At 42.6% G+C, this 23,650-nt stretch carries 21 protein-coding genes and 1 pseudogene; 12 read left to right on the top strand and 10 right to left on the bottom strand.

What is annotated here, in order from left to right; genetic code table 11:
* The first annotated feature begins 35 nt into the window (after nt 1–35).
* The gene (locus EIZ48_RS10230; protein WP_160650638.1) at nt 36–1,085 is read left to right on the top strand and encodes a hypothetical protein; all 1,050 of its coding nucleotides are present in this window, start codon (nt 36–38) and stop codon (nt 1,083–1,085) included.
* 24 nt (nt 1,086–1,109) lie between these two features.
* Here EIZ48_RS10230 and EIZ48_RS30680 read toward each other — a convergent pair.
* Nucleotides 1,110–1,225: pseudogene (locus tag EIZ48_RS30680) on the bottom strand (AraC family transcriptional regulator); the annotation flags it as partial.
* 95 nt (nt 1,226–1,320) lie between these two features.
* Here EIZ48_RS30680 and EIZ48_RS10225 point away from each other — a divergent pair.
* Together EIZ48_RS10225 and EIZ48_RS10220 are read left to right on the top strand one after the other, a co-directional pair.
* Nucleotides 1,321–2,004 carry an MOSC domain-containing protein gene (locus EIZ48_RS10225; RefSeq protein ID WP_160650637.1) on the top strand — a complete coding sequence of 228 codons (684 nt, stop codon included), beginning with the start codon at nt 1,321–1,323 and terminating at the stop codon, nt 2,002–2,004.
* Nucleotides 2,005–2,024: 20 nt separating this feature from the next.
* On the top strand, nt 2,025–2,483 hold the full coding sequence (locus EIZ48_RS10220; protein WP_160650636.1) for a GNAT family N-acetyltransferase: 459 nt from the start codon (nt 2,025–2,027) through the stop codon (nt 2,481–2,483).
* A gap of 70 nt (nt 2,484–2,553) precedes the next feature.
* Here the strand turns inward: EIZ48_RS10220 and EIZ48_RS10215 are convergent, their stop codons facing one another.
* The 5 genes from EIZ48_RS10215 to EIZ48_RS10195 form a co-directional block, all read right to left on the bottom strand.
* On the bottom strand, nt 2,554–2,805 hold the full coding sequence (locus EIZ48_RS10215; protein WP_160650635.1) for a hypothetical protein: 252 nt from the start codon (nt 2,803–2,805) through the stop codon (nt 2,554–2,556).
* Nucleotides 2,806–3,156: 351 nt separating this feature from the next.
* Nucleotides 3,157–5,433: a bifunctional diguanylate cyclase/phosphodiesterase gene (locus tag EIZ48_RS10210; RefSeq protein ID WP_160650634.1), complete on the bottom strand. Its 2,277-nt coding sequence runs from the start codon at nt 5,431–5,433 to the stop codon at nt 3,157–3,159.
* Nucleotides 5,434–5,781: 348 nt separating this feature from the next.
* The gene (locus tag EIZ48_RS10205; protein ID WP_160650633.1) at nt 5,782–7,338 is read right to left on the bottom strand and encodes a cryptochrome/photolyase family protein; all 1,557 of its coding nucleotides are present in this window, start codon (nt 7,336–7,338) and stop codon (nt 5,782–5,784) included.
* Nucleotides 7,331–8,653: a DASH family cryptochrome gene (locus EIZ48_RS10200; RefSeq protein ID WP_160650632.1), complete on the bottom strand. Its 1,323-nt coding sequence runs from the start codon at nt 8,651–8,653 to the stop codon at nt 7,331–7,333. The genes EIZ48_RS10205 and EIZ48_RS10200 overlap by 8 nt, the downstream gene beginning before the upstream one ends.
* 29 nt (nt 8,654–8,682) lie before the next feature.
* Entirely contained in the window at nt 8,683–8,847 is a 165-nt protein-coding gene (locus EIZ48_RS10195) for a DUF2256 domain-containing protein (protein ID WP_160650631.1), read from the bottom strand.
* Nucleotides 8,848–9,167: 320 nt separating this feature from the next.
* Between EIZ48_RS10195 and EIZ48_RS10190 the strand changes: the two genes are divergently transcribed.
* The 5 genes from EIZ48_RS10190 to EIZ48_RS10170 all read left to right on the top strand — a co-directional run bounded on the left by EIZ48_RS10190 (nt 9,168) and on the right by EIZ48_RS10170 (nt 16,170).
* Nucleotides 9,168–9,779 carry a GNAT family N-acetyltransferase gene (locus EIZ48_RS10190; RefSeq protein WP_160650630.1) on the top strand — a complete coding sequence of 204 codons (612 nt, stop codon included), beginning with the start codon at nt 9,168–9,170 and terminating at the stop codon, nt 9,777–9,779.
* Between the two features lie 737 nt (nt 9,780–10,516).
* Complete coding sequence (locus EIZ48_RS10185) at nt 10,517–11,782, top strand: RidA family protein (RefSeq protein ID WP_160650629.1); 1,266 nt, start codon at nt 10,517–10,519, stop codon at nt 11,780–11,782.
* Nucleotides 11,783–12,047: 265 nt separating this feature from the next.
* Nucleotides 12,048–12,872 (top strand): DUF4037 domain-containing protein, encoded by an 825-nt coding sequence (locus tag EIZ48_RS10180; RefSeq protein WP_160650628.1) that lies wholly within the window; start codon nt 12,048–12,050, stop codon nt 12,870–12,872.
* Between the two features lie 341 nt (nt 12,873–13,213).
* Nucleotides 13,214–14,254 carry an alpha/beta hydrolase gene (locus tag EIZ48_RS10175; protein WP_160650627.1) on the top strand — a complete coding sequence of 347 codons (1,041 nt, stop codon included), beginning with the start codon at nt 13,214–13,216 and terminating at the stop codon, nt 14,252–14,254.
* 131 nt (nt 14,255–14,385) lie between these two features.
* Nucleotides 14,386–16,170: a mechanosensitive ion channel family protein gene (locus EIZ48_RS10170; RefSeq protein WP_160650626.1), complete on the top strand. Its 1,785-nt coding sequence runs from the start codon at nt 14,386–14,388 to the stop codon at nt 16,168–16,170.
* Between the two features lie 37 nt (nt 16,171–16,207).
* On the opposite strand, the gene EIZ48_RS10165 is transcribed toward EIZ48_RS10170, so the two are convergent.
* The 3 genes from EIZ48_RS10165 to EIZ48_RS10155 form a co-directional block, all read right to left on the bottom strand.
* Complete coding sequence (locus EIZ48_RS10165) at nt 16,208–17,134, bottom strand: LysR family transcriptional regulator (protein WP_160650624.1); 927 nt, start codon at nt 17,132–17,134, stop codon at nt 16,208–16,210.
* A 347-nt stretch (nt 17,135–17,481) separates the two neighbouring features.
* On the bottom strand, nt 17,482–18,573 hold the full coding sequence (locus EIZ48_RS10160; protein WP_160650623.1) for a calcium:cation antiporter: 1,092 nt from the start codon (nt 18,571–18,573) through the stop codon (nt 17,482–17,484).
* Nucleotides 18,574–18,736: 163 nt separating this feature from the next.
* A complete protein-coding gene (locus tag EIZ48_RS10155; protein ID WP_160650622.1) occupies nt 18,737–19,693 on the bottom strand; it encodes a DUF2860 family protein in 957 nt (318 codons plus the stop codon).
* A gap of 501 nt (nt 19,694–20,194) precedes the next feature.
* Here EIZ48_RS10155 and EIZ48_RS10150 point away from each other — a divergent pair.
* The 4 genes from EIZ48_RS10150 to EIZ48_RS10135 all read left to right on the top strand — a co-directional run bounded on the left by EIZ48_RS10150 (nt 20,195) and on the right by EIZ48_RS10135 (nt 23,080).
* Nucleotides 20,195–20,377 carry a hypothetical protein gene (locus EIZ48_RS10150; protein ID WP_160650621.1) on the top strand — a complete coding sequence of 61 codons (183 nt, stop codon included), beginning with the start codon at nt 20,195–20,197 and terminating at the stop codon, nt 20,375–20,377.
* 250 nt (nt 20,378–20,627) lie between these two features.
* The gene (locus EIZ48_RS10145; protein WP_160650619.1) at nt 20,628–21,920 is read left to right on the top strand and encodes a DEAD/DEAH box helicase; all 1,293 of its coding nucleotides are present in this window, start codon (nt 20,628–20,630) and stop codon (nt 21,918–21,920) included.
* Nucleotides 21,921–22,061: 141 nt separating this feature from the next.
* Nucleotides 22,062–22,253, top strand: coding sequence for a YwbE family protein (locus tag EIZ48_RS10140; RefSeq protein WP_160650618.1), 192 nt, complete (start codon nt 22,062–22,064; stop codon nt 22,251–22,253).
* An 80-nt stretch (nt 22,254–22,333) separates the two neighbouring features.
* Complete coding sequence (locus tag EIZ48_RS10135; protein WP_160650617.1) at nt 22,334–23,080, top strand: RluA family pseudouridine synthase; 747 nt, start codon at nt 22,334–22,336, stop codon at nt 23,078–23,080.
* Between the two features lie 323 nt (nt 23,081–23,403).
* Here the strand turns inward: EIZ48_RS10135 and EIZ48_RS30070 are convergent.
* Nucleotides 23,404–23,650, bottom strand: a 247-nt coding sequence (locus EIZ48_RS30070) for a hypothetical protein (RefSeq protein WP_369127462.1), incomplete at its 5' end; no start/stop codon positions are given.

The raw sequence follows: 23,650 nt of genomic DNA, 5'->3' as shown, positions 1-23,650 counted from the left end.
CACGACCGCATTTTTATGAAAGTAAGAGAGAGTGAATGGAAACGGTACAATCGGTAATTAATTGGTTGCTTACAGCTCCCTTTGGTGTATTGATAACCGCCCTGGGGGTTGTTTCTTTGGTTAATGTTTTAATTTATCAATTGAAACTTGGGATTAAGCAAGATGGAAAACTGTCATCTACTGTCTTTATCTTGGCCTGCTCTATTCTGATCGCTTTCAATATTAGTATTTCGCAATATGATGTCCTGACAACAGTGATAAATTGGATGACTGGAAGTGGCCTTGGCATACTCCTAACTGCTTTGGGACTAACCATTTTAATTAAGTTTTTACTTGGCTTTCTTAAGCCGGGGGTTAACTTCAGTGATAGGTTGACGGTTTTCTTTTATCTATTTTCCGGTGTATTGGGTGCGTACAGCTTCTTTAGATCTGAGTATGATGCAGTGGGATGGATCATGTATATGCTCGGAACGGCAGATTCCTTAGATTTGCTGCTCATTGCTACCGTAGGAGGCATGGGTGTCCTTTTGTTAGGGATGCTGATGGCATCTTTTCTTCCTCGCGGCTTTTTAAAAGATATGCTTACTTCGGATTCCTGGTTAGGACCTGTCTGGCTTATTTCTATTCTTACAGTTGCATTAGTCAATATGAGCTATCCGGGGTATCTATTTGAAAAGTATGCTTTGGCTCAAGTAGAAAAAAGGCCGTGGATGCGGGCAGTAAACTATTCATATGTTGAAGAGGAATGGTCATTGCCAATGAGTTGGTATCGGCCTGTTCTTCATTCCGTAACAATGGTGATGCCCGTTGTGCGTGAGGAAGCTCAAGAATTGCAGTTGAAGGAATATATTCTCACTAGGCTTACTTTCAATAAAGATCTGCCGCGCATATATGCTCAGGCTTATTGTGAGTCCGGTGAGGTTATTTATCATCATCAAACGGAAGGCGATAAAAAGTTGCAGACAAAAGGGCCTATGAATCAGGATGAATTGGCTCTTTATTGTGATTTCGACTGGTCTGCTAAACTATCGCTGTTCGAAGCAGTAAAAAAGCCTCAAATAATTGAGCGTCTAAACGCTTCATAACCTAGTTCGAAACTGTTGTGGTGTGGTACCTCCACACATATCCCCCCACTTTAATAACGAACAATCCAACTCAGGAGTGTCGGTCAACGTCTCAAAAATCAGTTTAACCGCTTATCTTTCGGTAACAGCAGTTTAAAGGTGATATGCCTAGTAGCCGTATGAATAAGATTTTAGGCGACTTTTTAGATAGGCTGATGATAGCCTATTGCGAAAATAAGAACAGAAGGACGTTGGTATGACACAGGTGTATCCACTGAGCGGTGTATATTGTGGCAAGGTGGCCAGTCGGTATGGCATGAAAACGGCCATTGATAAGAGTGCGGTAGAAATAGATATCTATCTTTCTGAGCAAGGGCTGGAAGGGGATGAGTGTGCAGACCACAAACATCACGGTGGTGCTGAGCGCGCTCTCCACCAGTATCCGGCGGAGCACTATCGTTACTGGAGAAATAAATACCAATCTGAATCTGAATGGCAAGCTCCGGGAATGGGGGAAAATATTAGCTCGGAAGGGATGACCGAAGAGACAGTATGTATAGGTGACCGTTATCAATGGGGAGAAGCCCTTATTGAGGTCAGTCAGCCGCGCTCGCCGTGTTTCAAACTCAGCAAACGTTGGGGCGTGGAAGAATTTGCGGTAGAGATGCAAGACATTAGCCGTTGTGGCTGGCTCTACCGTGTTATTCGCCCGGGTAAAGTGAACCTGAAAGAGCCATTAGTACTGGTAGAACGTGTCGAGAGTGCAATGTCAGTGCGAGAAGTCTGCGAGTATTATTTTGGTGACCCATTGAACCAGGAAGGGTTGAATAAGCTCCTACAACAAGATCGATTATCGCAAAGCTGGATGAGTAAAGTCGAGCTTCGGTTGGAAACGAGAAAGGTTGAAAATTGGAACTTCAGACTGCTTGGTCACGCATGAATGTAAACAAGGAAAGAGTAATGGTCCAGCTATCCTCATCTTTAGAAACGGAGCTAAACCAATTTGCGGAAATGGAGCAGCTTGCTGACAACGCAAGCTATATCATTCCTAATACGCCTGAGAAGCATCTAGTCGAGTACTCGAAAGAAGATACCCATTACCTAACGATTAAAAATGCAAATGAGATTGCAGGATTTATCATTCTTGTGGTTGATGAAAACAGTAACAGTGCCGAATTTAGACGTATTGTTGTATCGCAAAAGGGGCTGGGAATTGGCCAGAAAGCAATGAAGTTAATGGAGCAATTTGTGGCTACTCGCCTAAAAGCGAGTCGAGTTTGGCTTGATGTGTTTGAAGAGAATGCTCGAGGAAAACATATTTATGAAAAGATGGGTTATAAAACTTTCAAGACTGATGAGTCTAATGGCAGGACCCTAATTTTTATGGATAAAGATATGTCGGTTACCAATAAGGGTTGAAATTAAATAACAAAAACGCGAACCAATAGTTCGCGTTTTTGTCAGAAAAGGCTAAGTAAGCTACAAGCTTTTAGTGCAGCTTCTTATTAGGGCCGTTACGAACAAGGTCCTTACCGTTTTCGTATACTTCTTCAGTCACCCAGCGTCCGAGAAGCAGTTGATGCTTGTCATCAAGGACGGCAACGAAATGGCGGCCGTCAGCATTGTTAGTTGCCAGAGCGACACCGGCGGCATTCTTCAGGCCCAATCCGCCACTTTCTACCAATCGAAGAAAGGTCTCGAGTTCTTCAAGGTTGTCAATCACGCTTTCATCAAATTTCATATGATTATCACTTTGCTTGTTTGTATACCCACCCCTTGAGTACAGCATAGGACGGATAGCCAGAAGGTACTTTACTCGGCTATATCTTGCTGTGTTACATCTTGTATAGAGGCGGGAGTTATCAATGAATGTACTTTACAGTTGATGCATGAAAATTAGAACCGGCAAAGCGTTGGGTGCTTTAAAAAAAGCCAACTTTTAGCCTGCTAGAGCAATAAATCACCTATATATGATTAGAGTGGTTGAAAGTCGTCAGTTGTATCATGTTAGGTTGCTGAGGGAGCCTTTTTTCAGATAGTTCAGACCAAGGGTAAGGGATGTGTTCTCGGCGGATACATCCCAAAAACAAGCTTAGCTTAGTTCCATCTTGGCATTAAAGATTGTGGAAATTCCTTCCGGATGGGTAGGTTGGCTGAATAGGTAACCTTGAGCCATATCGCACCCAAGTTTTTTTAGTTCATTAACTTGCTCTGGTTTTTCGATTCCTTCGGCCACTACGTTACAGCCCAAGTTGTGCGCCATTTCTATCATTGAGCCAACTAATAGCTGTGTCTTTTTATCGGTAAGTAAGTCATCAATGAAGTACTTGTCAATTTTAAGGCAATCGACGGTAAGGTGTTTGAGTGAAGCGAATGACGAATACCCTGTGCCAAAATCATCGATTGACAATGATACTCCTAGTGTCTTCAGTTCCTGAAATACAGATAGGTTTTTTTGATGTGTTTGGACGACAGTTTCCGTAACTTCTAATTCTAAATCAGATGCTACTATTCCTGTTTCAGCAATGACCCGCTTAATCAATGGAATAAAATCCGGATCAAGAAAATGAATAGGGGAAATATTGATAGCCATGCGTATAGAAGGCAACCCTTGCTTCTTCCACGCAACTAATTGTGTACATGCCGTTATTAGTACTTGTTCAGTAAGCTGCTTTATCATGCCTATTCGTTCAGCGATAGAGATGAACTGAATAGGTGATACCTGTCCCAACTCAGGATGGTGCCATCGGGATAATGCTTCAACCCCCACGATCTTGCCTGAATCTAAATCATGCTGGGTCTGATAAACAAGTGATAAGGTGTGCTGTTCGATGGCTTCTCTCAGATATTGCTCTACCTTAAAACGATACTCAGCTTCTGTTGCCAGCACTTTGCTATAAAATGCATATTGGCTTTTACCGTGATCTTTTGCGGTATAAAGAGCTGTGTCTGCCGCTTTCAGCAAGCTTTGAAGGTCTGCCCCATCTTCTGGATAGGATGCGATTCCAATGCTGCATGTTTGAGTGAATTTTCTGCCACAGACGTCGGAGGGTTTAGCGATTATGTCAAGATAACGAGCAGCAATGTTTGCTGCAGTGTCCTTATTCGTAGCCTCTTTGACAATGATGCAAAATTCATCACCACCGAGTCGGGCTAACAAATGCGCTCCCTGGCCAACAGAGGCTATCCGGCTTGCTACTTCCTGAAGGTGCTTGTCACCAACATCATGTCCCAGACTATCATTGATATCTTTGAAGTTATCAAGATCAAGATAATACAAACTAAATTGGCTTTTCTCACTGGAAGATCGTTTTATCAATGATTCAAGGTTGGCATATAAGCAACTTCGACTTGAAAACCCAGTGAGCTCATCGGTATAGGCGAGTTCTCGTATTCGCTTCTGGTTATGATCTCGCTCCATAACAATGCCGGTCAGCATGGCAGCAGAAGTTAAAGCCTCTGACTCGTCTTCAGTCGGTCGTGCAGGATGGTTATAATACATACCAAATGCGCCTAATACTTTACCTGTTGAACTTATTATCGGCTCAGACCAACAACAACGCATACCATGCGGAAGGGCAACGTGTTTAATCGCAGACCATTTGGGATCCGTTTCTATATTCTCAACAACAACTCTTTTTCCCGTATAGGTAGAAGTTCCACAAGAGCCAATATTGGGGCCGATTTTAAGGCCATGTACTGAGTCACAATACTCTTGGGGTAGGCTTGGAGCACCACCATGAAGAAGTGTGTCTCCTTCGAGTTCAAGCATTGAACAGCGCATTCCTACAAAGAGTCCTTCGTACATTAATGCTATTTCGGTATAGATATCGGATGTAGGGAAGCCTTTGGCGATCATTTCTAGGATCTTAGTGTGTTTTTTATTAAATAGCTCAGCTCTTTTGTGCTTTGAGATATCGACATGATACCCCACCAGTCGACTTGGCTTAGAGTCAAAAGACTTTGATACACTAAATGCGATAGATCGAATATAAACGAAGTAGCCATTCTTATGACGTAAACGCATCTCTACTTCAAATGAACCTAATTGACCTGATAGGTAGTTCTGAGCTTTATCTAGAATTATTTGTTGTTCATCTGAATGAACTAGTGACTTCCAGGTATCTAAATGGTTATCTAATTCGTCGTCATCATAGCCCAGCATCGATTTCCAGAGAGGGGAATAATAGACTTCGTCAGTATCAAGGTCCCAATCCCACACTGCCTGGTTAGCTCCACGCATCGCAGTGACAAATCGTTCGCTACTTTTATTTAGCTCGTTAGTAAGTAGCTCGTTTGTTTCGTTTACAGAAGCTAATTCAGTCCGTAACTGATTTACTTGTGTTAACAAGTGGGGATTAGATTTCATTTGAATTAGATTATTATTTATTGATATTGCTATATATTACTGAATCGTGTGTAGAATGAACAGAAAATAAGTCAATACATTGACATCGCGAGTCATAGATAAACATACGTTAAATCAGTGTCTTATGTTTTGATAACTAATGGTTGTTGTACTAAGTGTCTGATTGTTATTAGTAATTAATGATTTTGATTGTGTGTGTTGGTAGTTATTTTTTTAACCCAGGTTACAAAGTTAATCATTAGATTTGTTAAGTGGTTATTTGCATTTATATAAAACATCTATATTAACTTGGTTGCCCATTATCTCAGTTGCGCAATAAGATTCGGAATGACCAAAGGTGTATCGGTATTACAGGGAAGACAAGTTGTCGAGGCAGTATTGAGCCCTGTCGAGAACTTTTTGTTGTTGATCATCGGCGAGCTGATCCCAACTTCGGTAAATCATTCTGATGCGGGGATTTTTTGCCAGAGTTTTCTCATGAATATGCATAAAGCGCCAATATAAGCTGTTGAACGGACAGGATTGTTCGCCTGTTTTTTGCTTGACGTTATAGTGACAGCCACTGCAATAATCGCTCATTTTATTGATGTAATTACCGCTGGCTGCATAAGGCTTGGTGGCTACGATACCGTTGTCAGCATAAAGGGCCATGCCGCGGGTGTTCGGCATTTCGACCCACTCGATAGCATCGATATAGATGCCCAGATACCAGGCATCCACTTCATCAGGATTGATTTCTGTTAGAAGGCAAAAATTCCCGGTAACCATTAGGCGTTGAATATGGTGGGCGTAAGCATAATTCAGAGACTGGCCTATTGCGGCTTTCATACATGCCATTTGAGTCTTTCCGGTCCAGAAAAAATCTGGCAGTTCGCGATGGCTATTAAGCGCATTGAGTTCCCGGTAATACGGCATGTTGCCCCAATAGACCCCGCGGATATACTCACGCCAGCCCAGGATCTGACGAATAAAGCCTTCGACTTGGGCAATGTCTATCTGACGTTCTGTGTCGTTATACGCATTTATTGCGGCATTGATAACCTGCATAGGATGGAGAAGTTTGCTGTTTAGGCAAAAAGAGAGGCGGGAGTGGTAGAGACTCCATTGATGTTCCGTCTGGTTGGTCATAGCGTCCTGGAATCGGCCAAAATTTGGCAGGCAGTATCGGCAAAAGTACGCCAGTAGCTCTTGGGCCTGTGCTTCATTAACAGGCCAGAGTAATAGAGCATCACAATCGCCTATTGTTGTAATACCATGCTGGCCTAACCGCTTTAAATTCTGAGAGAGCGGGTTTGCAAAAATCAAGGGAGCGGGAATATCAGCCAGTTCGGCAGGTTTAATTTTGTTGCGGTTTTGTTTGTCGAAATTCCACTTTCCTCCGCAGGGTTTACCCTCTGCCATTAAAATGTTGTAACGCTTTCGCATGCGGCGATAGAAGTGCTCCATCAATATATGCTCACCCTGCGGGAACAGCTCCATAATTTCATGATAACCGAGTAGAAAGTGCTCAGTATCCCACTCTTTTAGGGAGGTGTTCTCTGGTAGCTTCAGGCTGTGTAACTGCTCGTAAAGGCGGTATTCATCCGGCCGCTGGAACTCAACGTGTTTAATGGCGTACTGCTGGCAGAGTGACGCAATCATGTCAGGGAGTGAGCGATATGAGCACGTGTCATCAAGTGTAAGGTGCAGAATGTGGTGTCCATCATTCTTGAGCTTATTGGCGAACTGCTCCATTGCGAGGAAAAATGCACACACTTTTTGGATGTGGTGCTTCACATAGTTTGTTTCCTGCTTCATTTCGGCAACGAGATAAAGAGTCTGCTCATCTTTTTCTCGGTACCAACTGTGCGAGGCATTGAGTTGATCACCAAGTATTAACCGGAGCGTGTTGTAGTTCTTATTCATCGTCACTAATTCCTATCGGCCAGTCTGCTGCGTCCACTGTATCTAAGTTGCCATCGGTCTGATCGCCTCTCCATTTACGGATAAAGTTGTGGTTGGGATCATAGATCTCGGTTTGTTTTTGCAGGTTAAAGTGGCGGTGTTCTTTGGGATCGGCGCCGACTCCCGCCAGGTATTGCCAGTTTCCCCAATTAGATGCCACGTCATAATCTATTAGGTGCTGTTCGAAGTAAGTCGCACCGTAGCGCCAGTCGATACTTAATTCATTGACCAGGCAACTGGCTACGATTTGACGGCCACGGTTTGACATAAAGCCGGTCTGATTCAATTGGTTCATACAGGCATTGACGATCGGAAAGGGAGTATTGCCGCTACACCAGCGGCGGAAACGCTCATAATAAAAACTGGTTGTTGGTGCGTAGGGCTTTATTCCCTTGAATGTAAATAGGTTCGTCTGATGACAATGGGCGTACCATTGGAAGTATTCGCGCCAGAGTAGCTCGAATTTAATCCATTCGGTAGAAGCGTTCTGTTCAATTTCGTTTTGATACTGACTTAACGTCTCAAGTAAGGTGCGTACCGACAAGCAGCCAAGTGCCAGCCAGGGAGAAAATTTCGTGGATTTATCCCAACCCTCCAGTGCATTACGGGTTAATTTATACTGGCTGGGATAGGCAGTAGAAAAATAGGCCTCTAGGTGCTGAAGAGCTGCCGTTTCACCGCCTGTAAATTCACTGATTAATTCTGTCGATGGGAATGGCATTGAAGCGGGCTGATTAAAGTTGATTGGTGGGGGAGGCAACCTGTCAACTGTGGGAGTAGGTGGCTGTATAGGTTTCTCGTCAACTTGCTTCCGAAACTTTGAAAAGGTTGCAGGGATCTCACTAACGTCAAAAGGAAGTTCTGATTGTTCAAACATCGTATGAGTGGCTTTTGTTGTAAATGAGAGGTACGGGTACTGTTGTTTAAGTTGCCACCAAATTTGATTTTCATAGTAGCCACAGTGCTGACTGCGATAAAGGTTTGTGACATTGTAATGTTTAATAATGTCAGGAAATGTGTTTAGAGGGTTATCGGGTAATACAAGCAGGTATTGATGGTAATGGCTAAGTCGAATGTTAAGGCAGCTTAGTGATTGCAGCAGGAATTGCTGACGGTGCCGACCCAGTTCTGCAAAGGTGTAAGGTTGATGTGCCTGTTTTCTTGTAGGCATGCAGTAGACACAGAGCAGTAGGTCCACTTCTTGTGCTGCTAGCTGCAGTGCCGGGTTATCATGAAGACGCAGATCGTTTTGAAATAAGAAGAGCCCGGTTATCATTACTATGCCTCTTGTCTGTATCAGTTATCTTAGCTGTTTCTTTTACGTTGTTTGATAAACCGTTGCCTTCGACAACGTTCTGAGCAGTATTTGACGTTATCCCAGCAAGCTTGCCATTTCCTTCGCCAGGAAAACGGCCTCATACATGTGGCACATACCTTGGCAGGTAAGTGTTGTTTCTTATTGAGCGCCACGGCAACTTCCTCATCATGTGCTTAGTACTGCTTATTGATATTTTCCTTCTGATAACTATTACGTAAGGCAGTTTGGCCTCGATCAAATCTGTTTACCCTTCAACTTTTTATGATAAGCACGCTTCTTATTTCATCTTTAAATATGAATTAATTCAATATGTTGCTCTAATTTAACAGATTAATCTTTATTGGCATGATTTAATATCAATAAGTTTTCTTCATTTAATTCTGTACTGACACAAAGACAAGTTATTAAGACCTGTCTTATTGAAGCTGTTGGTACATGGTCGTAACCTTACTGGATATAGGAAGTGCAAGTTATGGAGCGAATATATGAACTGAATCAGGCTATATATGAAAAACAGGCCGATGCTTTTATCGGCGATCCATTGTTTTCCTTATTTACAACAGATATTAAGGCCAGGAAAAAAGCAATTGCATCAATCTGTCAACTTGCTATTTACAATAGCAAAGGTGAGACGTTTATATACACAGCGGATGATAGCTATAATGCGCTTGCGATTTGGGAACGTGTCGGTGTTAAAAAGTTAAGGAATCCATTTAAGGTTCTTTATTGTCATTACAAGATGATCACATGTGGTTGTATTAAAGAGATCAGCACTTACGGCAAACGTTTATCTGAAATACAAAAGCGAATTGACCTTAATAAGCGTAGGTCAGACTACTATCTAAACCTGTTATATGTTGCTCGTGAGTGTCAGGGAAAAGGCCTGGCATCAGAGTTGATGAAGCCAATGCTCTCGTATATGGATGAAAACCAATTAGTGTGCTCAACAGATACTAATAATGAGAAAAATGTGGGCATGTATGAGCACTATGGCTTTACTGTTGTTGAAAAAGTGCAACGAATTGAGGGTATTACAACTTACATCTTGAGGCGTGAGCCTATAGGGAGTTCATCAGAAAGTTGATAAGTGACTGAAATATGGCCGATATCGGGAGAGCGAGGAAAGCTTTGCGCCCGATATCGGTATAATGCTGTTAATACTCTGAAGCGTTACTTGATAGTCCAATTAAATGCTGATCTAGTAGCTCAATAAAAAAGGAAAGTCATTCAGCGTATATTGTTATGATTAAAATCAATCTGATAACGTATGTTTAACAAGGTAGGGACTGAAGAATATTGGACTTGATTAAACAGAACTAAAGTTTGCATGAAAATAATCAAGCTGGTGCGCCTGGTTGCATAAAACTAAGGGCTGCACCTTTCTCATTCGTTAACATTTCTCACTAATAATGTAGCTAATAGAGTCGATTTAGGGAATTTATGCATTTTTAACGACATAAAAGATGTTCTAAAAAAGCATATGCTTGAAATTGAGTGAACTTATTGTGATCAACTTATCAGAATTGGATGAAAATATGAAAAATTCGCATTTAATTTGCTGAGAACATATTCACGGCTGACGAATTATTCGCATAAAAACGGTCATTGTACCCAGATTTTTAATAAAAGGGCGGATATTTATTCGTAAAGTGACTATTTATCCTGTTCAGTCTCATGTGCTAGTAAAATGATATTTTGATATGTATCACAATTAACCAAGATAATTTCACTTAACATGGCTTCGCTTTCATCATTCAATTAAATAAAAATCTATAAAGATAATTTCTTAACTCTGTACTACATATAAGGATAAATATCGACATGAGTGGCGGTATCATTAAAGTTTCTAGAAACACTGCAAATGCACCTCAAAGCACACTATCTTCACAAACAGTTGCTTTTTCTCATTACAATAACTTTTCTGCACAATTACCTGTAGATCCTAAAACAGGTGAGATTGTTGTTGGTGATGTAAAAGAACAAGCAAAACAGTGCTTAACTAATATTAAAGCAATCGTTGAAAGTATCGATCACGTTATGGACGATGTTGTTAAAATCAACGTCTTCCTAAAAGATATTGCAGATATGGAAGCAGTAAATGAAGTTTACGCTACATTCTTCGATAACCTAATTCCAACTCGTACTGTGGTTCAAGTTGCTGCGCTACCAATGAGCGATGCACTTGTTCAAATGGATGCCCTAATCTCTAACGGTGAAGGTACTGCTCCTCAAGAGCCTTGCCCGCTAGTAAAACTATCTCGCAACACTGAGAATGCACCTCAAAATGCACTTGCAACACAAACAGTGGCTTTCTCTCACTACAACAACATCTCCGCCCAGCTTCCAGTTGACCCTAAAACTGGCGAATTTGTTGAAGGTGGCGTGAAAGAGCAAACAGCTCAGTGTTTGAGAAACATGAAAGCGATTCTGGAAAGCATCGATGTGCCTTTCGATGACATCGTTAAAATCAACCTGTACCTAACAGACTTGGCAAACGTTGATGCAGTAAACGAAGTTTACTCAACGTTCTTCCCTGATTCATCTATCGCACGTACAGTCGCTTACGTTCCTGCGCGTTCTATCATCGCTGCAGACGCACTACCTATGGGCGCACTAGTACAAATCGATGCTTCTGTATCACACGGTGACGGCACACCACCGCAAGAAGTTGAAGATCGTCATAACATCGTCATTCGTGCGAACAACACAGATGCAGCACCACGTAGCCCGCTGCACACGCAAACTGTAGCTTTCTCTCACTACAACCACATTGCCGCTCAGCTTCCAGTTGACGTAGCAACAAATGCACTTGTTGCTGGTGGTGCGAAAGAGCAGGCAGAACAATGCCTGAAGAACATCAAAGCGATCGTAGAAAGTGTTGACCACGTTATGGACGACATCGTTAAAATCAACATCCATATGAAAGATGTTGCTGATATCGATGCAATTAACGAAGTGTACACAACCTTCTTCCAGGGCGAGCTACCTGCTCGCACAGTAGTGGGTGTTTCTCAAATCGAGATGGACGCACTGGTTCAAATCGACGCGGTTGTATCTAACGGCGAAGGTACACTTCCACAAGCTTAATCGTGAATAGATTGCAGCTTGGTAGTTAAATATAAATACCAGCTGCATTCTTCAAATAAAACAGGGCAGGTTTTTATTATTTGGTAGTTAAATTAACTGCTAAATGATAAAAACCTGCCTTTTGTCTTTCTAGCTGTAACTCAACTCACACTCCGCAAGCATAAATTAAGTCCAACCTTTCTTCTTTGTGATTAGGCACTCGTTTGGAGTGATTAATAATGATTATTTTGTTTCTGACCTGAAGCCAAGATGAGGAGAAAAAGAAATGAAAGAAGTGAAGGATAATGTATTGCTAGCATTGCTAAATGATTTTTCCGGGTTAAAACAAGTTGATGCTATAGCAATAGCCGGTTCTCACGGCACGCAAATGAACGATTCACTTTCTGACTATGATATCTATGTCTACGTTAATGAAACTATTCCGGTCGAAGTCAGGCAAAAGATAACCTCACGCCATTGTTGTGAAATGGAGATAAACAACCAATATTGGGAAACCGAGGATGATGGCCGGCTCAACTCTGGAACTGAGGTCGAGCTCATTTATCGAAGTACAGATTGGTTGGATAAGGAACTTGAGCGTGTGTTGTTCAAGCATCAGTCAAACGTGGGATATAGTACTTGTTTTTGGACTAACCTGCTGAGTTCAAAAGTTTTCTTTGAACGAAATAACACATTAACGAGGCTTCAAGACAAATATACCATTGACTACAGCCGAGAGTTAGCTGCTGCCGTGATCGCTAAAAACTTGCCTCTGCTTTGTGATGCGGCTCCTGCTTATCCACAACAGATAATCAAGGCGATAAAGCGGCAAGATTATCTCAGCGTTCAGCATCGGCTTACCGCATATCTGGACAGCTATTTTGATATTTTGTTTGCCGTAAATCTTATACCTCACCCAGGTGAAAAGCGTTTGGTTGAGGTGGCGGTGAAGCAGTGTTCAAGCTTACCTGCTGATTTTGAGCAAACAATGGAGAATCTCCTGTTTCTTGCTGGAACCAGAAGTAATGAACTGCCCTTGGCATTGGATATTGCAACTGAGAACTTGAAAGCCGTCGTTGATGAATCTGGCATCAATTACCATGTTTGTTGACTATATTCCTATTCAAGCGAATCATACGGTTCGCTTTCAGCTTATCTTCTCTTAAGATAAGAGCCGGTTTACCATGGAGAATAGAATGATTAGGTAGGCGGAAAAAATTACGATCAAAGGTAAGTATTTTTTCATCTGGTTTACCAGTTAATGGTTGCAGTATATGTTGGTGATTTTATTTGATTTTTGGCTCTAAACTATGAATTAGAGAAATTCATTATCGGCTCAATTTGAGAACAAAAACGAATTTCTCTAATTCATAGTGATTTAAAACGAGGGGGTGAATAATGGTTCTCAAGCGCTAAGGACGGCATTGTTTGAATCCAAATTGAGGCACCATTATGAAGACAAACTATTTACGTAATTTAGTCCCAGCAATTTTAGTTGGACTCGCTTCTAGCGCGGCTATTGCGAATACAACGCTAAACGAACGTACTATTCCTACACCAGTTGGTTTATCAGCGGAATTCTCTCATGTGATTGAAAATAGAGAAACATCACTCACCATTCCTGTTCCGAAATCCACAGAGGCTTGGATTTCGCTTCAAAAACAATATGATCAGCCAGGGATTGAGCTTGCACGAAGTGCATTGGAACGTTTAGGTGTTACGTATGAAGCCAAAATTTTTGCCGGTGTGGATACATTCTTTGTTTCACCAAAAAAAATCGCGCCGGAGTATAAAGATAAGTGGTTGATCCACATTCATGGCGGTGCTTTTGTCTTTGGAGGGGGAGAATCGGCACTGCGTGAGGCTGCTTGGTTGGCAAATGGTCTAGGTGCGCAAGTCATTTCGATCGATTATCGTAAGCCGCCCCTTCACCCTTTTCCTGCCGCGTTAGAGGATACGGTGGCAGTGTGGAAGGAGCTTCTCAAAACACAAAAGCCTGAGTCTACAGCCATTTTTGGTACTTCAGCAGGTGGTAACCTGACGCTTGCGACAACACTTAAGTTTCAAGAGTTAGGGTTGCCATTACCAGGTGCATTGTACGTAGGTACACCGGCGGTCGATTTAAAAGAGACGTCTGATTCTTGGTATGTGTTGGAAGGGTTAGACCCACTCGGTAAGCGTGATGGTTTAATTCAAAGTACATTTGAATTATATGCAGGAGAGCAGTCATTGAGTAATCCACTGATTTCTCCTGTTTATGCTGACATTGAAGACTTCCCGCCAACTGTCTTTTTAACCGGCACACGTGACTTGTTATTGAGTGACACTGTGCGTATGCATCGCTTGCTACGTAGCGCCGATGTGGAAACTGCTTTGCATGTTTACGATGGCCAGTCACACGGTGATTACATGTCGGGTTTATTGGCTGATATTCCGGAATCTGACGATGCAATAAAAGAAATTGGTCAGTTCTTTGATACCCATCTTAATTGATGGTCGACACAAGGATGTGTTGCTTCTACTGCCAAAGCAAAATGAATGGCTTGTGCATTGACTGCACAAGCCATTAACGTTGCTATAGGCTTCTCGCATTTACCTTCCTGAATAATAAGCGTGGTTCTCCCATGATCAAAATTTTGATTATGCTGTGCGTTTTTCTTGCCACAAGCCTACCGGCACTGGCATCAAGCGACTATGTCTTTGCTGATACTTCCAGCCCGAAGGCGACGGTGAAGAGTTTTTTGGCTTCATCTGATGTGCTGATCGAATACTGGCGTAATGAACAGTTAGCAGCCCCTCAAGCACAGCATGCCTATCTGCAGGTGATAAGAACGATGGACCTTTCTCAAATACCAAACCGAAACCGTACCGTGGTTGTCATGGAGCGGGTATTGTTGCTCAGAGAAGTGTTAGATCGGCTGGAAGGAGATGCTCTGTGGGAGGCTCCAACGTTAGAAAGTGATAGCCTTGTGTCTGTTGAGCGTTGGCGTATTCCAAATACTGATCTTGCAATTGTTCGGCACGATGTAGATGACAAGCAAGGACAGTATCTTTTTTCTCCGGGGACTATGCAACAACTGCCTCGTTGGTATCGAAGTATGTTGGTTCTACCTTATCGAGACCAAGATAGAGTGGAATACTATCAAGAGTTTTTGGTCAATCCGGGGCCGTTGTTTCCAAAACAGTTTATTCAATCATTACCCTCTCAACTCATGCAACTCATGGGTCCGTTACCGTTGTGGCAATGGGGAGCGCTAGCTGGGGTGTTCTTTGTTTGTAATCTACTTATCCGTTTGAGCTTTCTCTTGGGAGAATATTGGAATACTCGTTGGGAGATGAAGGGGATGAAGTGGAAAGTGGGCAAACTCCTTTCCTTGATTGGTGTTGTGGTGATCCTATTTCTGGCCCGAAAGGTTATCGATGATGGGATATGGATAACCGGTGGGGTTTATCAATTTCTCTCGTCAACATTTTTACTTGGGCAGTTTTTCTTCGTGTCCTGGTTGATCATGGCGCTGTTCAATTACTTCGCCACCATTTACGTTTTCAATAAGCATAATGGTAAACACGTAGACTCGTCATTGATCACCGTACTTGCCCGTATTTTTGGTGGCCTGACAATAGTTATTCTCGGTGTTTATATTATTGAATTCATAGGTTTTTCAATTTCTCCTATTCTTGCGGGTATTGGTGTCGGTGGTTTAGCTGTAGCGTTGGCTATTCGTCCTGTACTGGAGAACGTGATTAATGGACTAACGCTGTATGCTGATGGTGGTATCAAAATCGGTGAGTTATGCAAATATGGTGACAAACTTGGCACGATTGAGAGCATCGGATTGCGTTCCACGCGCATTCGTACGCTAGAGCGCTCGTTGATCACTATTCCCAACTCTGAATTTGCCAATATGGAAATAGATAATTTGGAACGTCGTGATAAACGCCGTATGGAGCACGTATTCAGGGTTCGTGCTGAGCTGACACAAGATCAGCTAAAACTATTATTGGTTAATACCCGTCGTATTTTGCTGCAACACCCCAAACTGGAAGAAGACCCAGTCAGAGTTCGTTTTATGGGAGTCGGTGAATTTGCCGTGTTAGTGAATGTGGTGGCTTACATTCGATGCCGGGATCATGAGGAGTTTATGGCGGTACAGGAAGATGTGTTGTTTTCAATTGTGCAGCAGACAGAAGCTGTCGGCGCCCAGCTTGCTTTTTCCAACCAATATCAGTTTGCTGGTAACCTGGCGGCTATGGACGAGAAACTGAAGGAGAAGGCAGCCCAAACGGTTCAGCATTGGCATGACTCAAGTAATTATCCTTTCCCAGATTTTAGCTATGAGTATAAATATGAGATTAAGGATAGCATTGTGTACCCTGTGAAAACATCAGCCACGAGGCTAAGTGGTTAATTCATTATCACCGTAAGAACTATGATTGGTCACATTGCTATTGAGGTTGGATAATGCAATCGAAGAAACTTTGCATTGTTTGATGTAACAGTTGATAAAGTGGAAAGCCTCGTTTGGTTTGCAAGTAACCACCATTGATTTGTACCTGCTGTATTTTTTTGGGAAGTATCGGGAGCGGATAGGTCGAAATCTCGGGTTCAAGAGTCGTCATAAAGCTACTGCCATAGAGTATAGCGTCGGAATCTTTGATTTTATTGAGCAACACGCGAACGCTATGGGTAACCAGTGAACAATTTGCCTGATAGCCTTTGGATAGATATATCTCCTCGATAGGAGCTCTTTTTGAATTAACCCCATCAATGACCAAGCGCGCTATAGGCAGGTGGTGAATATCTTCCCAGTCGCTGGATTTCGATAAGATTGGATGATCTCTACGAGCGACCAAACAGAGCTTTATGTCTTGCAGTTTGTGCTGGTAAATCTCCTGTGGAAGGGGAAGGGCTGCAAAGTGAATCATGTAGTCAATTTGGCCATTGAGCATATCTGACAGTGACTCTGCTTGCCAGTAGACTAGCTTAAAGCTCGCCTCAGGCAGCACTTCTTTAAGTGCATTAAAAATACCATCGCCATACAGTTCTAAGAAAAAAATATTCATCGCTATGGTGATTTCGCCACTGAACTTGTCGGGCTCGAAGTTTTGGTATGATTCAACCACTTTTATGATTGGATTAAGCATCTCCTCTGAAGCTTCCGCTAGTTTTTCTGCCAACTCTGACGGCTCGACGCCATGAGCTTTACGGATAAAGAGTTGTTCACCAAAGGTTTCTCTTAGCTTAGTAAGACCACGGCTTACGCTAGTTTGTGATATCCCGAGTTTTTCTGCTGCGGCATGGGTATTGCGCGTTTCGACAACAGCTTGCAGTAACCTCAGTAAGTTCAAGTCCAAATCGTGAATCTCTTTCATATTTGAGCCCTGCTTTTCTTTGAGCGCCTATCTTCTTCTTATTTAGAGTATGCTAAATGGCCTGATATTCCATCGATTTATGCTTGTCTACTTGGTCAGTGTCACCCAATGTGAAGAATGAGCCCTAGTCGTAACATAGATGATGCTACCACAAGACATACAATCGGGATGGCATGAAGAATAGTTTTTATTCCAGAAGAGAGTATGAAAATTAAGTAAAGGTCGGGAAAAATCGATATTAACGGTTTGGTTTGGGAGTGAAGTAACGTTAATTTCTGCCTTAGTTAGGCTGAATCAGGCTATTGCTCTGGATGTTTGACACAACCAGAGCATGTGAACTTAAGGGCTTAGTCAAACATCAAAATAATGTAAGCAATGAACAGTATGAGGTGTGTAGCACCATTAAGTGAGTTAGTTCTTCCGTTACTGAAGCTAACACTGGTCATCAACAGGGTCGCAGCGAGAAGTACCATCTCAGCAGGCTCTAGCCCAAGGCGAATTGGTTCGTTCATAACCCCGGAGATCAGCAGTACTGCTGGAACGGTGAGTGCGATGGTGGCTAGCACAGATCCAAAGAATAAGTTCATGGCACGTTGAAGTTGATTAGTGATGGCTGCTTTTACAGCACCTACAGCCTCCGGTGCTAGGATGATAAGCGCCACAACGAGGCCGCCTAATGCAGCCGGAGCTCCCATTTCAGTAATACTGTTGTCGATTGGAATGGCTAAGCTCTTAGCCAGCAAAATAACCACAACTAAATAACTAACGAGCATAATGGTATGAAACGCATTGCTCTCTAGCGGGCCATGATGTTCGTGATCGTTTGTATTGTCAGCATCAATAAAAAAATGCGTATGGCTTCTGGTTTGAACAAACAAGAAAACACCGTAAAGTGCAATAGAGATAAGAACCAGAGTCCATGTTAAACCCGCAGACATGTTGCCAAAGGCATCCATGCTGGTGAAGTTTGGCAGAACTAGGCACAACATGGCCAGCGGGATGATGGCGACAAGGTAAGCCTTAATACCATCAAGGTTATAAGTTTGGGTATGATATTTCATGCCACCAATCAGAAGGGTTATACCTACGAAGCCATTAAGAACGGCCATAACAACGGCAAACATGGTGTCCCTGGCTAGTACGGGATTAGAATTACCAGTGAGCATGACGGATGAGACCATGATGACTTCAAGTAAGACGACAGACAAAGTCAGAATAAGGGTACCGTAGGGGTCGCCGAGTTTTATTGCCAGCGCATCCGAGTGACGAACGACGGCAAATATCGCGGTCATTACCACGTAGAACAAAATGCCGGTAGTGACGATGTAAAGGATTAAGGACGTTCCGTCAGTTAGTAAGCCATTACCGATGAGTTTAAAAAACGCAATAGCAATAATACCGATGGGGAGAGTGTATTCTTGTTTAAATGCCTTGATCATGTTGAGCCTTTATTATTCTACCTGTCATTAATACTTGTCCTTTAGCCAATGACATCTGGGGAGGTAATATTTTTGCACCGAGTCCTTGCAGTGAATGATTAAATGGTTGAGCGAAACGAAAGGCATAAGTGAAGTCTTTATATGCCTAAGTAAGCTGAGGAGGTTAGAAGGTGTAGTTGAGGCCCAGCGACATTAGAAAGTCATGGCTTTCATAAAAATCGATATTAGACGTAGTTAATGTACTGCCAGCAAAAGACGTGATACTCCAGTTATCCCAGCCTGGAATGTCTTTGTACTCGTATGCTAAGAAAATGCGGAACATATCATCGGAACGCGTTTTACCAAAAAGAGGGTTTTCAGCATCAAAATCACGGTTAGCATAGCTACCTGTTAGTGCAAATGAATGCGCGGCAGAGTGGAGGAAATAGGTCATTTCTGCTTTGTATTGGTTATAAGAAGCAGCTTTGCCATCAGCGTTATGATCGGTGTGGCTAAATGTTGTTACTAACCCTGAGCGAGGATCAAGCATGGAAAGGTACTGACCTTTCAGATAAAAAGTTTCTCCGTCACGAAGCAGGGCATTTTCCGCAATTTGTTCGTTATCGATCTTTGAAGTAGCGTAAGCCATGTCGACTGACGCTCCAGTATTCATGATGTTAGATAACTTAAGGCGATATGCGTTACCATCAATGTCCGTTGTTGTTCTTTCGTCTCCGATCAAGTATGGATCTGCCCAAACCTCGCCTGAAGCAATGGTCGGCAGATAGGCTACATCCAACTGCGTACCATTAGAAAAGTCATATTTATAACCAAGCTCAAAAGCTAATGTGCCGACAGCCAGGTCATCTCTTGATGTCCCTAAATAAACACGGTGTATATGGTTTCGATCCAGTGCATATTGAACGCTACCAAGCGGTGCCGCAAAGTAGTTGTTGGTATGAGAAACCCGATCATTCAGGCTACCTAACACCTTGTCGCCATTAGGGTTTAAGTTGGAATTTGACGTGGCATAACCGGTATTGATTGAGATCTCACCACTTAAGCGTGAATCGTCAGACGCGTTTGCTGATGTCGTAATAGCAACAATCGACGCAATGACACAAATCTTAAAGTTTTTCATAACGATAAATCCCGTTGGTTAGATACTGGGCTTCTATCCTGAAGAGGCTTTCCTTTCGATGTAGGCAGAGTAGGGATTCATACCGTGTAAAACGATGGATTAGAGAAATTCATTTTTGAGAGAGGTGAACTTAGCTTTAAGGTTAGAGTCGCTGAGAATATGAAAGGCTTATTTGGAAGGTACAAATAAGTAAAGAGCACCAATGTGACTTCAATATTGAACATTGAGAGCAGAGAGAGTATGGGTAACGTCAACAAGAAGGAGTGCCTCACTGAATCAACAAAGCACACCGAATCTCACACGAGCCACATACGCTTCTAGCCTCAAGATACCAGTAAGTTTGGCTACAATAGAGATGTCGCTTTTGCAGAAAACGCTTGAAAGTGTTTACGGTGTAAACTCAATCGAGGTCAGGCTCGAAAGCGAGTAGGGGGCGGACAGTGAATCCGGTAATGCTCCAAAAGCCCGTACTTCGATGCAAGACATAAGGGAGATAAAAAGATGACTGACAAATCCCAGTATACAGGTGATAACGTACATCATACTCCGATTATTGGAGATCCGGCTAATGAAGATATCGTAAGGGCGATAGGTGATGAGGGTTATAGAAAAGAGCTCTGCGATCAATATGGCCTAGAAAAAATCGACCAACTAATCAATCATATGATTAGAGCTACGGATTAGTTTGAGCACTCTGAAACCTAAACGGCTTATAGTGTTCTGTGAGGTACTCCACTCGTTGATGGTGAAAAATGGCGGACATTATAGGTCATAAATAACCAAGCAAACATAATAGGGGCGAAGCAATCGCCCCTTTCTTGTATCTGAAAGTTACTTCATCCATTGAACGATTAGACTTATCATTGTGCTACTTCACAGGGCTTAAATACGCTAAGATGCACACCATTATATTTGCTAGAGCCTTTATTCCCCAATGACTACTGCCACAACGCCAGCCAGCTTCACTGAACTTGCTTTAATTCAACCTTTGTTAGCACGATTAACAGAGCTTGAATATCAACAACCTACACCTATTCAAGCGCAAGTTATCCCGAGTGTGTTAGCGGGGCGTGACTTAATTGCAGGTGCAAATACAGGTTCGGGTAAAACAGCGGCTTTTGCACTGCCATTGTTGCAGGATATTTTTACTCAAAAAAATGCCGAGCACTCGAGAGACAGCAAAGGTAACTATGTTACTGGGCTGATTTTGGTGCCAACGCGTGAACTAGCTAAACAGGTTGCTGACAGCGTTAAGTCCTATGCTGTACATTTTAACGGTGCAATTAAAACGGTGGCTGTTTTCGGTGGGGTATCTGCAAATACCCAAATGCTTGCGCTCCGTGGCGGCACCGATATTTTGGTTGCAACGCCAGGCCGATTACTCGACTTAATTTCAAGTAATGCGATCAAATTAGATAAGGTAAAAACCTTAGTGCTTGATGAAGCCGATCGAATGTTAAGCCTTGGCTTTACGGATGAGCTATCTGAATTGTTAGGTCAATTGCCGAAACAAAAGCAGACGCTGTTGTTCTCTGCGACGTTCCCTGAGCAAGTACAGACGCTAACTCAAGAACTGCTTAACGACCCGGTTGAAATCCAGCTACAAAGTGATGATGCCAGCACCGTCGTACAGCGTGTTTTTAACGTCAATAAAGGCGAGAAAACTGCGGTACTAGCGCATTTGTTCAAACAGCATCAATGGCGACAAGCGCTTGTTTTCGTTAATGCGAAGAACAGCTGTGAGCACTTAGCCGACAAACTTTATAAACGCGGCATTGAAGCCGAAGTGTTTCATGGTGATAAAGGGCAGGGCTATCGTACCCGTATACTGGAAGCCTTTAAGTCGGGTGAGATTGATGTATTAATTGCAACTGATATCGCGGCCCGTGGTCTAGATATCGAAAAATTGCCAGTGGTGATTAATTTTGATCTGCCAAGAAGCCCGTCAGACTACATGCATCGCATTGGCCGAAGTGGCCGTGCCGGTGAAGTTGGCCTAGCGCTATCACTGATTGATTATGAAGATTTTCATCATTTCAAAGTGATCGAGAAGAAGAACAAAATTCGTCTTGAACGTGAACAGGTAGAAGGGTACGAACTCGATGAAACCATTACCCAAGAGATGCTAGAGGCCAGTAAGCCAATGGCAAAACCAGAAGGTACGGGTAAGAAAAAGCGCAAGAAGAAAGGGCTTGGTCAATCTGATGTTTGGTTGAGAAATTCATAACCCAGCAATTAACCGATCAACCAAGCGATAAACATCGTGTCAGTTGATAGTTGCTGACACGATTATATACTCAAGCATCTTGAAGTAGCTTGAGTTGAGAAGCGTTTAATCAAAGACACATTGAGTAATAAGGTAGAGAAAATGAGTGGAACCAATCGAGCCAATATTCACCCTGGATTAGAAGTGAAAATTGTCCTTAAAAAAGATCAACGAAGCGGAACACTGACCTCTGGCATTGTAAAAGACCTTTTAACGAAGTCACCAAATCATCCTCATGGAATAAAAGTCCGCTTAGAAAATGGTGATGTCGGTCGTGTGAAAGTGATCTGTTAGCCATTTTTCTTAAATGGCTATCACTTCGGGCAAAACCTTGTTGCGAATTTTTAGAGACTGAGAAATATCGGATAACTTAAATGTCTAAATCTGACTCTTCTACTAATGAAATCATTGATAATTTTGTGGCACCTAAGTGTCAGGCTAGGGTAGAGATCCTTTATCAAGATGATGATATTTTATTGATTAATAAGCCGAGTGGTTTGTTAAGTTTATCGGGTAAAAACCTTCTTAATTGGGATTCAGTGCATTATCGTTTAGTTAATGGTCAAGGCGCCACCCAGACTATAAAAGCAACGCCTGCTTTTGAGAATGCTAAATTACCACACCGCCTAGATTTAGGGACTTCTGGTGTTATGGTGGTGGGGCTAAACAGTTCTGCATCTAAGAGTCTGAATAAACAGTTTCAAGCACGGACAGTGCAAAAGCGTTACCTCGCTATGTTAACTGGGTGGGTTGAAGCTGACAGTGGCCAAATATCTGCCCCTATTGCTAAAGATAAGGCTTTGTTCCCCCGAGTAAAGATTTGCCACGATACAGGGAAAAGTGCCACTAGTGACTATCAGGTAATTAGTCGTTTGGATAACCCCCCTAGAACTTTAGTGCAATACACACCCATTACAGGCCGCACTCATCAATTGCGGATCCATAGCCTTGAATTTGGACACCCTATTTTAGGTTGTGATCTGTATAACACCCCAGAGCAAAGCAACAGCCTTGAAGCGAATGATACCTCACAGCGCTTAATGCTCCATGCCAGTGATATTTACTTCACTCATCCAGTCACAGGCGAGCCTGTCCATGGTCATAGCCCAAACCCATTTTAAGTAATAAGATACTTGTTTCGAGCTTGTGCGCTCAAATCTCAACATAGTTACTCCTAGCAACATAAAGCTACGTTAATTAGTGAGCAACGCAGCCAACTAGCCTAAACTTTGTGCCGAAAGCACTGAACCCAGCATGGAGCTCAGAATGCCAAACGTTGGGAATCTGCCTTAAACGCGTTGTGATAAGCGTTCTAACGATTGTACTTGACCTTGTTTAAGGTTTCTTTGAGTTCATCTAAAGATGGTTGACCACTTTTACCCTGGCGAATTGATTCTGATAATTCGCCAAGATCATCTCAGCGCTCAGGCTAAAGAATAAGTAATTAATGGTAGTTAGGGGCAAACCACCGGGCAATTGCGCCATTCATCCCGTTCATAATTTTGCACATTTCTTTATTACCTGTTCCTATAAATGATGCATCATGAAGTGGCATAGTTAATTTGGCCACCTGATTAGAGGTGATATCATCACCTCGGAAGTTAACAGGTGACACAATGACAAAACGTAGTAGAAGAACATTTAGCCCCGAGTTTAAACTTGAAGCCGCACAGTTAGTTCTTGACCAAGGC

This window comes from Photobacterium alginatilyticum, from assembly GCF_009910675.1.
Taxonomy (GTDB): domain Bacteria; phylum Pseudomonadota; class Gammaproteobacteria; order Enterobacterales; family Vibrionaceae; genus Photobacterium; species Photobacterium alginatilyticum.
The sequence above is the reverse complement of the archived record's forward strand: the minus strand, read 5'-3'. Positions and strand labels throughout refer to the sequence as shown.